Raw genomic sequence first — 12,487 nt, 5'->3', positions numbered from 1 at the left:
GCAATGAAGCAAAGAGGTGGGCTCGTAGGGCTTTTATTTGCAGCCTTTCTCCTGAATAGTTGTCATACGACGTATGTCGATATTGAGCAATCGATGGCGCATATTGCCGTGATTTCTCATGCCGGAGGGCCGTATGGTCCACCGAATAGCCTGAAAGCTATTGAGGGTTCGATGGAGGCTGGGGTCGATGCGATAGAAATAGATGTCCGCATGTCGAAAGATGGATTCTTAGTCCTTTTTCATGATGAATCAATCAACCGTTTGACGAATGGTTCGGGTAAGATCAGAGAGATGACGTTAGAGGAGATTCAACGACACTCTTTGAAGAATGTAGATCGTTCTTTGTCAGTGGAAAAGATTCCAACGTTGGAGGCTGTGATTGATCGTGTGAATAAGAGAGTGCCTCTAATCTTGGAGGTTAAAGATTATGACAATGAACGGTTGCCGTATACATTAGTGAATTTTATCCGAGAAAAGGACTTGTATAAACATGTAGTGGTTATCTCATTCGGCTACAACTGTCTTAAAGCGATTCATGAGATTGACTCGACTATTACTTGCCAATATCTGTTGAACAGGAGAGAGCAGTTGAATGATTTGCTGGAAAATAAATTTATTTCGACCATTTTGATCGACTATAATTCGTTTGATGCCGAAATGGTTCGTAAGATACATCAAAAAAGAAAGAAGATTATCACATATACGTTGAACTCACAGAAAACCATTCCGGCTTGCTTATATTCTATTGTGGACGGTATTATTACGGATGATCCCGAACTATGGATGGGCATCCGAATGAGAAATATGTTGTATTATAAGACCTCGGAATGAGTTTGTTAAGAGACTTTTTCAAATCATCAAGTCTTTATTTTTTAGGCAATGTGTTAACAAAGCTGGTCGGTTTCCTTATGTTACCGATCTTTACCGAGTACCTTAGTCCTAACGAATACGGATATTATGATGTGGCGAATACGTATCTCAATTTGGTTATTTCGTTCTTATTTCTCGATATCTACGTGGGTATTATGCGCTTTATCTACGATCAGAAGGAAAAGGAAACTGCCTATAGACCTATATTTAACGGTTTTCTGATTTTTATGGTATCGTTGCTTTTATACACTTTAATTTCTTGGGGGATATGGTTCTTTAATGATATTCCGTATTTTATGTATATCTACGGTTATGGCGTCTGTATGGTATTTAGTAATCTATATGGCTATCTGGCACGTGCTTTTAAGAAGAATCTACTATTTGCCGTGTCTGGTATCGTAGCCACCTTGATTACAGCAATCATTAATTTTATAGGGCTAAAATATTTTCACGCAAATATAGAGATATTGTATATCGCCTCGATGTTAGGGCTGCTTTCTCAGATTATCCTGATAGAGTATTATGTGCCGATACTTCGAAAACTGTCGTTTTCTCTCTATGACCGAAAATTATTCTTCAATCTGTATAAATTTTCGTTGCCGTTATGTCTGAATTCTCTGGCTTTCTGGCTCCTTACCGGATATGGCAACGTGATGATTTCACGATTGCTGGGGTTGGAGCAGAATGGAATTTATTCGATAGCGATCAAATTTGCACTTGTCATTAATTTGGTTGCCATGTGTTTTAATATGGCATGGCAGGAAGTTTCGTTCGAAAGAGGAAATGATGACCGTACTTCTTTGGGCATTTTTTACAGCAAAACGATTAACCTGCTGATTTCTTTTTTATGTATCGGAACACTCTGCCTGATCCATTTTTCTCATATCGTGTTTCCATATATGGTCGATACTCAGTATGCCGATGCTTTTTCGATTATCCCGTTGGCGATCCTTTCGGCTGGCATTGCTGTGGTGAGTAGCTTTATGGGACAAATCTATGCCGCGCTGAAAAAAACGAATGTGATTATGTATTCGACTGTTACGGCAGCCATTGTAAATATGATCTGTATGCCTCTATTTATCTCTCAATGGAGAATTAATGGAGCTGTCTTATCGTTGATATGTAGCTATCTTGTGAATGTGATTATGAGGATTTTATGGATGCGAAGTATGGTACATATACGTCTCAATTATATGTTTCTTCTTATCTTTGCTGTTGCATTAGTCGTTTCGGGATATATCTATTATGAGGGAAAAATGATGATCAACGCCTTGGGGATTATTCTCTTTTTCTGTTTGGGAGTGATCTATCAACGAGATTTTCTGTATACGCTGTATCGCAAGATATATGGCCACACCAAATGAAGAAAAGAACATGGATATTTCAGAGATAAACGCCGAAGGAACGCAGCTTCGAAAGCATCAGCTTAAAATGTTGGAGATGCTGAAATATGTGGATGGACTATGCCGGAAGCATGATATTCCCTATTATTTATCGGGAGGAACTTTGTTGGGAGCCGTGAGGCATCAGGGCTTTATTCCCTGGGATGATGATTTGGATATCATCTTGATGAAAAAAGATTTTCGACGCTTATTAAAAGTATTACGCAATGAGCCATCTGCTGACTATGTGCTCCAATGTCATCAGACTGATCCGTATTATGTATCATCCTATGCTAAATTGCGCATGAAAAAAACTTTTATACATGAAAGAGGTGGTGCGAATGAATCTTATTATCGGTATAGAGGCATATACATAGATATTTTTTATTTGGAACCAGCTCATCCGTTTTTTATTTGGTTGTCAAGTCATTTTCAGAATTTATTGGTGGCTCTTGCCAAGTGGGCTCCGGCTGTGAGAATAAAACGGATGACCGTTCATCTCATTTACTTTTTGTTATATCGAATTCTTTTCCCCATTTTTGCTTTTTTCTCTTATTTGTTCGATAAGGAGAGTCTCGGTTATCCTTTAGGGTTCTTTTTCTATACTCAATTTAAACGTAAGTGGTATGCAGATTCACAGAATTTATCTTTTGAACAAAATTTATTTTCTTGCCCGATAAATCCGGATGCCGTATTGCGTGCACAATATGGAGAATATGAGATTCTTCCTGATATAGATACCATAGAACCTCATATTATATCGATCTCGTTTGATGCAGAAGAGCCTTCCTCTTCACCAACGATTTAGCCCCAGCTTAATTTTTTTAAGTGTAATTTGGTCGATAAATAAATGAATCGAGTCGATTTTATCTTTAGGAAGAAGTTGAATATCTTTTGATTGAGTGTTAGCCCGGCATTTTTCTTTAAAGCATATCTGATTAAGGGATCATTAGTTATTTTTGCGAATTCTATGGACATCTCTTTCCGTGGTAAATGAGACTGAGCGACGATTTGCTTGCAAAACACTCTGGCGCATGACAGCAGGTTGTTGTTTAAACCGATCTCTCCCCTTTGATAGTGATCTTCTGTCAAGATACTTATTTTCTTTAATGCCGCTTTATAAAAGACTTTGAAATGCTCAAAACGATCTTTTCGATAAGTGGTTGTTAATGAGTTGTCATTCTCACAATAAAAATATAACGCTCGAGGTACGAAGCTAATACGTTTGCAAACAAGTAAAAAGTCAATATTGAAGATTACGTCTTCAGAAATGTATTGACGTTCGGAATAGAATCGAAGTTTTTTTTCTCTTAGTACGGAGGAAGAATAAATGGAAGTCCAAGAGGAATTCGGGAAGCTTTCATATCGAAGCGTAGAAGTCGGAGCACCCAATGTGAGTAATAAGAAGTCCGTTATTTCTTCAGGTGAAGCGATACCTTTTGTCTTCAGGAGAGGATGGATAATATCGTTCGTCATCCCATTGCTCTTCACCCGCTTATATCCGCAGAAACAAATATCGGATGATTGCTTTTTCGCTTCTGTGTATAATGCTTCGAACATCAAGATATCTACATAGTCGTCTGAATCAACAAATGCAAGATATTCTCCTTGAGCAATATCGATGCCGCTGTTTCGTGCGAAACCAAGTCCTTCATTCTGCTTGTGAACTACCTTGATACGTTTGTCTTTCCTGGCATATTCGTCACACATCGACGGAGCATGATCTGGTGAACCGTCGTCAACGAGAATAATCTCAATATTTTCTAATGTTTGTTCTAAGAGCGATTGGATACATCGGTCTAAGTATTGCTCTGTCTTATAGACAGGAACGATGATGCTTACAGAAGGGGTATTCATGGCTGTTTACTTATTTGTTTATATTTGTCTTTAAGAGGCTTATTTCTACACTGAGGACTGATTTCTAATGAGCTTTACATAAACCTCAAACGTCTGCCGGGCAATATGCTCCCAATTATAAGAGGTTAGGTCATAGGTATGAGGGATATGATTATATAATTTCTTCTCAATCGCTTCACTGAGTGTGGGGATGCAATTTTCACTATAATGAAAGTAGCAATCGGCAGGAAGACCGACAGCCTTATTAGCCGGTATATCGCTTACTAACACCGGGATCTGATAACTCATGGCCTCTAATAGTGTAAAAGGCAGTCCTTCGTGCGATGATGGAAGTACAAATAAGGCGGCATGCGCATACAATTGTTGTAAAGGAGCGCCTTTAATCATGCCTGTCAGAATGACATGATGTTTCTTTGCTATGGCCTTCAGAGATTTTGAATAATGGTTTTCGTGATCGGCATCTCCAGCAATCACTAACTGATAATCTGAAGAATATTTCGTTTTTGCATATGCCATAATGAGTTTGTCAAAGTTCTTTTCTTCCACAAAACGCCCGACCGCTAAAAGGTATTTCTGGGGTCTTAAACCCAATTGACGAATGTAATCGGTTTCATTGATAGGAGTGGATGGTGCGTTAACTCCATTGTATATGAGATGGGTGTTCTCTCTATGATACTTCGTTTTGAGGAGGTTTTGAATGACTGTTGAAATGACAATTACTTCATCAGCCCATCGGGCGACACAGAACTCTCCAAACCGTAAAACGAATTTGGCCAATCGTCCCCATTTTCGACGGTCATAGTCCGGACCGTGATGGGTCGCAACGACCTTGAGCCCGAGTAGTTTGGCAAAAGGAATCGCAATTGAGGGCCCAATCGCTTGAAAATGGATGATATCGGCTTTGGTCCGAAAGGCATACCAGACGCTTCTGAACGTATGAACAGCAGCCTCCAACCCTTGTCTTTTAGGCGTATTCAAATCTTTGAATCTTACGCCTTCATAAATAGTAAGGGGAGAAGCCTCTCTAACGAAAGGCTTCCGTCTCGTAACCGTCATGTCACATCCCAGTTGAACCAATCGGGGACATAACTCCTCGCAATGGGTTTCGACTCCTCCCTGTATGCGGGGAAAACCTCTCAGCCCGGTGACAACAATCTTCATGATCTCAGATCGCCTTGTGTAGGATCTTGTCCCACATCATACCATTTACGTTCCAGACAAAGGGGTTGGTTAAGAAGACTTCGTACTTTATTCTTCAGCATCCATTTAAGCGGATGACGAATGTACTTTTTCATAACAGGGGAAGCTGTGCCAACCATCCAACAATTTTTCGGGCAGCTGCGTACTTGGGCTCTTACTTTCTCTGCTTGTTCGCTCTCCCAAATCTCTTTGAAGGAAGAAGCTTGCCGGATATTTCCCATACTCTCCATCCAATACCGTTTTTCTAAGCCGTTGCATGGATAGACTTCGCCGTACGGGTCTACAAAGAAGTTGACCAAGCCGGCCTCACAAGGCAACATTCTTCGGTTTCCTTCAATATAGTTTATCAACCCGTTATTGAAAAAGGCGCGTGCCCATGATTTCGGATGATTTTCTTTTAACTGCATGGCAATCAGTTTTTCGAAGTCGGAAATTACTTTGTCCTTATTCGTGATCTGGTTATCGTATTTATGAAAATAGTAAGAGTTGTGAAACGCTGCCGTAGCAAATTCCATGCCCAGACTTTTGGACAGGCGATAGAGAGAAAGCATATCGGCCGAATTGTTGTTGCTGACGGTGCAGCCGAAGCCGATGTCTTTTACTCCCATCTCTTTTAATAAAAGTAATGTACGCAATCCGCGGTCAAATCCTCCGGATTTTCCACGCAATTCGTCATTTTTCTGAGATAGTCCTTCAATACTGATCCGGATTCCGATACGTGGATATTTTTTAGCCAGATCGATAATTCGATCTTCAAACCAGCCGGATGTTGAGATAACAACTCGCGGCGACTTCGTGAATAAAACCTTGACAATCGCTTCGAGATCTTGTCTGACAAACGGCTCTCCTCCAGTGATGTTTACAAATTTTACATGGGGGAGAATCTCTAATTCTTCCGGTTGAATCTCTTTTTTTGCTTCAGTCGGATTGTTCCAAATGTCGCACATCTTACACCGCATCGGACAGCGATACGTCGTAATAATGCACATATCTGTGGGGGGATGTATCTTAGTAGCCATAAATTTTCATTAGTTTTACATAAAACGTCTCAGAGGAAAATTTATTTTGTGCGTCATTTGCTATTTTTTCAAAGGGATAACCTTCAGTATAATACCCGAAACAGTCGATGATCTTGGCACGCAATTCTTTGGTGTCTCCGGGAGTAAATAAATCTCCATTCATTCCGACCTTAATCAACTCCGGTATGCCGCCTATCGCAGCACCTAAAACAGGTGTTCCCAAACAAAGCGATTCAATCGCTCCATACGGATTATTCTCGTAACAAAGCGATGGAATGACCGAGAAACGAGCTTGTTGTATGATGAGGAGTAGTTCTTCTTGAGGTAGATGCCCTAAAAACTCGATATGATCCGAAGTGTATGTTTTTCGGAAATTCTCCAATAATGGTCCTCCCCCGATCACTTTCAACGGATAAGGCAGATCTTTTGCTGCTTCGAGCAACGTACTGACTCCTTTTTCCGTAGAGAGGCGGCCTGCATAGCAGTAGTATCCCTTTTTCTCGTAACAAGGAGGTACTTGTTTGTACATGAAATTATGCAGGACTTCAATTTGTTTGTCCTGATAACCGGCGCTAACCATTTTACTCTTTAAAAAAGAGCTGGGACTGATGAATTGATCGGTGATGCGTTCCAGCTTGGTACGATTCCAATATACCGCCTCTATCCATGCCAATAAGCTGGCTACGCGACTGTTTTTCATGCATCGAAGTTTAAAGACATGGGTTTTGTTTTTGAAGCAAAGTTCGCATGGCTTGTCATCTCGTAAGCATAGATAAGTAGGACAAATTAATTTATAATCGTGCATTGTCCAGACCACACGAATGCCTCTCCGATGAGCTACTTGCGCAATTACGGGAGATAAGTATGAATGAATATTATGCAGGTGTACGACATCAGCTTGGAAGTCGGAGAGGAGACAATTGAATTTTTTGATAACTTCGGTATCTGAGAAGACACGTTTGATGGCCTTTAACTTATTTGCAACGCCTGCTTTAGAGAAGTTGACTTCTTTCGGGAAATATTCTTCCCACGATGTCGGGAGGTTTTCGGCATAACGCATACTGAATAGGGCCACTTCGTGCCCGTGTTTCTTTAATAACTCTTCTGTAGTCAGCACGGCTGTGCAGTCTCCCCCCCTGAAATAGTAGAATTTATTCACTAAAAGTATCCGTGCCATATTATTTTATTTCTTCAAGGCTCGACATGTTCAATTTATACTTGATATCTGAAAAGATCAATCCCAACAGCATCATCATAAAAAAACCTCTATTGTGAGTCAAAGTGGCATCCGAAATTGATTCAATTAAAAAGAATGCGATAATAATAATGCCAATCACAGCTTCTTTTTGACATCCTTTACGAAAGGAAATAATGGCTTTGTGAGTTAAATAATACCAGAACAGAAAGAAAAGAAACAGTCCGACAAGGCCAAACTGAGCTAATGCCGGGTAATACGTGTCTGCGATAAAACTCGGACTGGATTCTGTTAACCCATGCATACGTTCCATGTTATATTTGGTATAAATCGGAGAGTAATACTCTCCTGAAGCGTATGTCCCGTAAGAGGCAAAGCCTGATCCGAACGGTATATAGTCTGTGAAGATACGCACTGAAAAATAATAAAGCGCCATGCGGGCATATAAATCTTCTACTCCTCGTCCTCCGCCGAAACCACCGGTAATGAAATACAGTTCAATTTTATCTTTGGCTACGACAGCCGTTGCTACGATTGCAAAAAGTAAAAAGAAGGTATTCTTGGCATTAAACTTCATTTCGAACGACTTGTTGATGTAAAGCATCATCAGCGTACAGAGCGCCAGAAAGCCGAAGAGCTTCGAACGTCCGGAAAATAAGCCGATCGATAAAAGTAAAATAAAAATGAGTTTGTCTCTTCTGGTATACTCGCTGAAATAGAGATAACATAAAGAAAGGACTGAGGCTGCGGTTGCATATCGAGATTCGTGCGATAGAAGCATACGCATAAAGTCTTTTATAAACAAATCCCCTATTCCGATCAATAGCAGGTAAAGGCTGAATAAAATCGCTAATTGCCGTATGATTTTTTTCTGATTCTCATTCAGGACAGGTCGCATGGAATACACACAGAAAAAAGCCAGATAAGGCTTGATCTGTATAACGAAATCCATCAGGATTGCTCGAGGATTATTGGAGCCAATATATAGAGAGTAGACCAGATAGAACAGAAATATCCCCAAGATAAGCAGGAACATTTTATCAAACTCCCAATTTTTGGATCGAAGGACATTTATTCCGAATAAAATAAATAAAAAAAGTGCACAGATTTCATCAATATAGCTAAACCCGGCCATATTGAAAAGGTCGTAGAAGATCACGCCTAAGACGAGCGTGAACATCGTTAGCCTGAAGAAGTTTTTATTTATAAAGTCTTGTTGCATACGGTAATTTTCAATGTCGTTTTATCAGGATATTTTACGGATGATGCTGTTTCCGTCTCTATGTGGTCTTCCCAGAGAGGTTCTTCGGAGAGGTACTCTTCGGGGAGACTCTGTATTCTTTTTGCATGGCATTCATTCTGCCTTAGATTGCCTGTCAAGAGGCCGAAAAACATCATCATGAAATATCCTTTATGGCTGGTGAATAATGAGTCTGAAATGTTCCCGATAAATAGAACGCAAGCCAGAATCAGCACGATTACGAAGTGCTGTAGGTTTCTTTGCTGTTTGTATTTCCATAAAGAGATACAAACAATATATACCCAGAAAAGCAGGTGCAAAACGATGCCTGTAAGGCCGAACTGTACGAGCGACGGGTAATACATATCACAAACGGAGTGCCGGGCTTGCGGAGCAAGTCCCGATACGGTATGAAGCCCGTATTCGGTATAGAGGGGAGAATAATACAATCCGGAAGCATACGTCGCGAAGCTTGCCAATCCGCTACCGAATACGGGAAAGTCTCGCCATACCTTCAAAGAGGTCTGGTATAAGATTGCTTGTGGAGACAAGGCCGAGAGACTGCCGCCTTGTGCGTCTGACAGTGAAAGGTTGTTTGTGAGCTGTATATAGAAGATATACGTCGCGATCAATACGATAACGCCTGTTGCAATTCCGCTTCTGATCCATGAGTTTAGAATACTTCGGCGATTGAAGTAGAGAACGATTCCGCATATCAGGAGGAAAAGACCGATGAAAAGCGGCGAGGCTAGCATGCACGCCGATATCATCAGCAGGAATCTCCGGCGTGCCGTTGTTGAGAAGTCGCTGCAATATAGGTATACGAGCGACAGCGAGGTGATGATGGTTACGAAATTTTCAGGCCGATTCATGATTGACCGGTAAATATCGGGCAGGTATAATCCATAGGCTCCGATAGGGAGGAAAAGCAGCCATAGCAGAAAGCATAACCGTGCCATTTGTCGTTTCTGGGTATCTGAGATGGATGGAGCCATTTGGGAAACGATGAAGAATGTGATGTAAGGCCTGAGCTGTATCAGAAAGTCGAGCAAAATGGCCTGCGGTTTGTTGTGTGAGAGATAGAAGGAGTAGCCCAGATAAAGCACAAAGATGGTCAGTGTGATGATGGCCGCGGGATGGAAATCTCGCCGTTTCGTAAAGTAAAGAAAGAGGCCGTAGATGATTAGTAGCAGCATGTTGGACAGATGGTCCGTGAATCTCAGTTCTGCCGTATGATACAGCGAAACTCCGAAAAACAACGTAAACGCAAACAAGTAGAAAAAATAATGATGCGTGATATTTCGTATAATACGTTCAACCTCCATGCCGAGCCTTTCATTGGGTCGCAAAAATACGATGTTTTTTTCTAAATACTGAGAAAACAGCATGGAAAAAGGCGGCAATCCTGAAAAAAAGCACTACTTTTACGCCCGTTTAAAAAATGAAAAAAGCATGAAGATAGCAATCGTTGGGACGGGATATGTCGGTCTGGTGACGGGTACTTGTTTTGCAGAGATGGGCATGGAAGTGTATTGTGTGGACATTGATCACCGTAAGATTGACAACCTGAAAAACGGAATCATCCCGATTTATGAACCCGGGCTGGAGGAGCTGGTAGTTCGCAATCATGAAGTCGGACGCTTACATTTTACGACCGAGCTGAAAAATGTACTCGACGAAGTGGAGATCGTGTTCAGTGCTGTCGGTACACCTCCTGATGAGGACGGGAGCGCCGACCTGAAGTACGTGCTGGATGTGGCCCGAACCATCGGGCAGACCATGACGAAATATCTGCTGGTGGTAACGAAAAGCACCGTACCCGTCGGGACGGCACAGAAGATCAAGCAAACGATTCTCGACGAACAGGCCAAGCGTGGCGTGTCGATCGACTTTGATATAGCTTCCAATCCTGAATTTCTGAAAGAGGGGGCGGCAGTCAAAGACTTTATGCACCCTGACCGTGTTGTTGTAGGGGTAGAGTCGGACCGCGCGAAAAAACTCATGGAAAAGCTGTATCATCCTTTTATGTTGAACAACTTCCGCATCATTTACATGGATGTCCCTTCGGCCGAAATGACGAAATACGCAGCCAATGCGATGTTAGCCACACGCATCAGCTTTATGAACGATATTGCCAACCTTTGTGAAATCATTGGTGCCGACGTGAACATGGTACGTAAAGGCATCGGTGCCGATACGCGTATCGGCAGCAGTTTCCTCTATGCCGGCTGTGGTTATGGCGGATCGTGCTTTCCTAAGGATGTAAAGGCCTTGATCCATACGGCTGAAGAACATCGTTATCCGATGCGCATCTTGCAGGCCGTCGAGGCAGTGAACGAACATCAGAAAACAATTTTATTTCGTAAGCTCGAACAGCATTATCAGGGCGATTTGGCCGGGAGGAATGTCGCCATGTGGGGATTGGCGTTTAAACCTGAAACGGACGACATGCGTGAGGCTCCTTCGCTTGTACTGATCGATCTGTTGCTCAACGCCGGATGCCGTGTGACGGCTTACGACCCGGTCGCTATCCCGGAGGCTAAACGCCGTATCGGTGACCGGATTCATTATGCGAAAGATATTTATGAGGCCGTGACCGATGCCGATGTGCTGATGATTGTGACGGAATGGAAAGAGTTTCGTTTGCCTTCGTGGCCTAAAATCAAACAACAGATGAAGACGCCGTTGATCTTAGACGGACGCAATATTTACAATATTCATGAAATCGAAGAGGCAGGGTTTACGTACCACTGCATCGGTCGATAAAATCGAGCACAAGAGCATGGGACGAATCATTGAAATATGCGCGAATTCGGCGCAGAGCTGTGTCGAAGCTGAAGCCGGAGGCGCACGGCGTGTGGAGTTGTGCGCCGCTATCCCTGAAGGCGGTACGACCCCTAGCTATGGAGAGATACGGGCAGCGCAGGCACTGACTTCACAGATCGATATCAACGTGATTATTCGGCCGCGTGGAGGGGATTTCCTCTATACTCCGGCCGAGGTGCAGGCCATGCTTTATGACATTGAGATGGCCAAACAGTTGAACGTTCACGGTGTTGTGTTTGGTTGTCTGACGCAAGATGGTGACATCGATATTGCCTTGATGCAACGTCTGATAGAGGCTGCTAAACCGCTTTCCGTCACGTGTCATCGGGCGTTCGACGTGTGTCGTGAACCGTTTGTGGCGCTTGAGCAGCTCATCGAGTTAGGATGTGATCGCATCCTGACATCCGGTCAACAGCCTGATGCCGTGAGCGGCATCCCGATGCTCCGCGAACTGGTGCAACGTGCTGCCGGTCGCATCATCATCATGCCCGGCTGTGGGGTGCGTGAGCATAACATTGCCCGGATCGAAGCCGAAACGGGAGCGACGGAGTTTCATACCTCGGCACGCAGCACCGTGTACAGCTCCATGAAGTATCGTAAAGAAAGGGTGCCCATGGGCAGCACCGCTGTCACATCCGAATTTGAAACGGTGCAGACCGATCGCCGCAAAGTGGCATTGTATATCTGACTTTGTTTGTGCGTATGCTTTTGCCGGGATGGGTAAACCAATTCGGCTTTTGGGATGACAACAACTCTGAAGCACTCGTAAACCTGTTTTTGCCCCGGAAACTGAGTATCCGGCATTCAAACAGCTGTTTTTACTCTGGAAACTGAGTATCCGGCGTTCAAACAGCTGTTTTTGCTCTGGAAACTGAGTATCCGGCATTCAAACAGCTGT

Annotated in this window: 11 protein-coding genes; 5 read left to right on the top strand and 6 right to left on the bottom strand. The window is 42.7% G+C overall.

Annotation, left to right across the window (positions count from 1 at the left end):
• The first annotated feature begins 3 nt into the window (after positions 1-3).
• Genes EII41_RS07970 through EII41_RS07960 form a run of 3 tightly spaced genes read left to right on the top strand, consistent with a single transcriptional unit; the run spans position 4 to position 3,060 of the window.
• Positions 4-831 carry a glycerophosphodiester phosphodiesterase gene (locus EII41_RS07970; RefSeq protein ID WP_124790154.1) on the top strand — a complete coding sequence of 276 codons (828 nt, stop codon included), beginning with the start codon at positions 4-6 and terminating at the stop codon, positions 829-831.
• A complete protein-coding gene (locus tag EII41_RS07965) occupies positions 828-2,234 on the top strand; it encodes a lipopolysaccharide biosynthesis protein (RefSeq protein WP_124790153.1) in 1,407 nt (468 codons plus the stop codon). Before EII41_RS07970 ends, EII41_RS07965 begins: the two co-directional genes overlap by 4 nt.
• Entirely contained in the window at positions 2,218-3,060 is an 843-nt protein-coding gene (locus EII41_RS07960) for a phosphorylcholine transferase LicD (RefSeq protein ID WP_124790152.1), read from the top strand. Before EII41_RS07965 ends, EII41_RS07960 begins: the two co-directional genes overlap by 17 nt.
• Here the strand turns inward: EII41_RS07960 and EII41_RS07955 are convergent.
• The 6 genes from EII41_RS07955 to EII41_RS07930 form a co-directional block, all read right to left on the bottom strand.
• Positions 3,057-4,109, bottom strand: a complete 1,053-nt coding sequence (locus EII41_RS07955) for a glycosyltransferase family 2 protein (RefSeq protein ID WP_124790151.1) — start codon at positions 4,107-4,109, stop codon at positions 3,057-3,059. The genes EII41_RS07960 and EII41_RS07955 overlap by 4 nt on opposite strands.
• Positions 4,110-4,154: 45 nt before the next feature.
• Entirely contained in the window at positions 4,155-5,270 is a 1,116-nt protein-coding gene (locus tag EII41_RS07950) for a glycosyltransferase family 4 protein (protein ID WP_124790150.1), read from the bottom strand.
• Positions 5,267-6,328 carry a radical SAM protein gene (locus EII41_RS07945; protein WP_124790149.1) on the bottom strand — a complete coding sequence of 354 codons (1,062 nt, stop codon included), beginning with the start codon at positions 6,326-6,328 and terminating at the stop codon, positions 5,267-5,269. Before EII41_RS07945 ends, EII41_RS07950 begins: the two co-directional genes overlap by 4 nt.
• Complete coding sequence (locus tag EII41_RS07940) at positions 6,318-7,505, bottom strand: glycosyltransferase (RefSeq protein ID WP_124790148.1); 1,188 nt, start codon at positions 7,503-7,505, stop codon at positions 6,318-6,320. Before EII41_RS07940 ends, EII41_RS07945 begins: the two co-directional genes overlap by 11 nt.
• Before the next feature lies 1 nt (position 7,506).
• Entirely contained in the window at positions 7,507-8,475 is a 969-nt protein-coding gene (locus EII41_RS07935) for an O-antigen ligase domain-containing protein (RefSeq protein WP_124790147.1), read from the bottom strand.
• Positions 8,476-8,726: 251 nt separating this feature from the next.
• Positions 8,727-10,088: an O-antigen ligase family protein gene (locus EII41_RS07930; protein WP_124790146.1), complete on the bottom strand. Its 1,362-nt coding sequence runs from the start codon at positions 10,086-10,088 to the stop codon at positions 8,727-8,729.
• 127 nt (positions 10,089-10,215) lie between these two features.
• Between EII41_RS07930 and EII41_RS07925 the strand changes: the two genes are divergently transcribed.
• Both EII41_RS07925 and EII41_RS07920 read left to right on the top strand, forming a co-directional pair.
• Positions 10,216-11,529: a UDP-glucose dehydrogenase family protein gene (locus EII41_RS07925; RefSeq protein ID WP_124751926.1), complete on the top strand. Its 1,314-nt coding sequence runs from the start codon at positions 10,216-10,218 to the stop codon at positions 11,527-11,529.
• 16 nt (positions 11,530-11,545) lie between these two features.
• Entirely contained in the window at positions 11,546-12,277 is a 732-nt protein-coding gene (locus EII41_RS07920; protein WP_124790174.1) for a copper homeostasis protein CutC, read from the top strand.
• The last annotated feature ends 210 nt before the right edge of the window (positions 12,278-12,487 follow it).

This window comes from Tannerella forsythia, assembly GCF_003860135.1.
GTDB classification, from domain to species: domain Bacteria; phylum Bacteroidota; class Bacteroidia; order Bacteroidales; family Tannerellaceae; genus Tannerella; species Tannerella forsythia_A.
The sequence above is the reverse complement of the archived record's forward strand: the minus strand, read 5'-3'. Positions and strand labels throughout refer to the sequence as shown.

Excerpts from the sequence above, each read along its gene's own strand:
- EII41_RS07955 (WP_124790151.1), bottom strand. The coding sequence starts at position 4,109 with ATGAATACCCCTTCTGTAAGCATCATCGTTCCTGTCTATAAGACAGAG.
- EII41_RS07965 (WP_124790153.1), top strand. The coding sequence starts at position 828 with ATGAGTTTGTTAAGAGACTTTTTCAAATCATCAAGTCTTTATTTTTTA.
- EII41_RS07950 (WP_124790150.1), bottom strand. The coding sequence starts at position 5,270 with ATGAAGATTGTTGTCACCGGGCTGAGAGGTTTTCCCCGCATACAGGGA.
- EII41_RS07925 (WP_124751926.1), top strand. The coding sequence starts at position 10,216 with ATGAAGATAGCAATCGTTGGGACGGGATATGTCGGTCTGGTGACGGGT.
- EII41_RS07945 (WP_124790149.1), bottom strand. The coding sequence starts at position 6,328 with ATGGCTACTAAGATACATCCCCCCACAGATATGTGCATTATTACGACG.
- EII41_RS07960 (WP_124790152.1), top strand. The coding sequence starts at position 2,218 with ATGGCCACACCAAATGAAGAAAAGAACATGGATATTTCAGAGATAAAC.
- EII41_RS07920 (WP_124790174.1), top strand. The coding sequence starts at position 11,546 with ATGGGACGAATCATTGAAATATGCGCGAATTCGGCGCAGAGCTGTGTC.
- EII41_RS07930 (WP_124790146.1), bottom strand. The coding sequence starts at position 10,088 with ATGGAGGTTGAACGTATTATACGAAATATCACGCATCATTATTTTTTC.
- EII41_RS07970 (WP_124790154.1), top strand. The coding sequence starts at position 4 with ATGAAGCAAAGAGGTGGGCTCGTAGGGCTTTTATTTGCAGCCTTTCTC.
- EII41_RS07940 (WP_124790148.1), bottom strand. The coding sequence starts at position 7,505 with ATGGCACGGATACTTTTAGTGAATAAATTCTACTATTTCAGGGGGGGA.
- EII41_RS07935 (WP_124790147.1), bottom strand. The coding sequence starts at position 8,475 with ATGGATTTCGTTATACAGATCAAGCCTTATCTGGCTTTTTTCTGTGTG.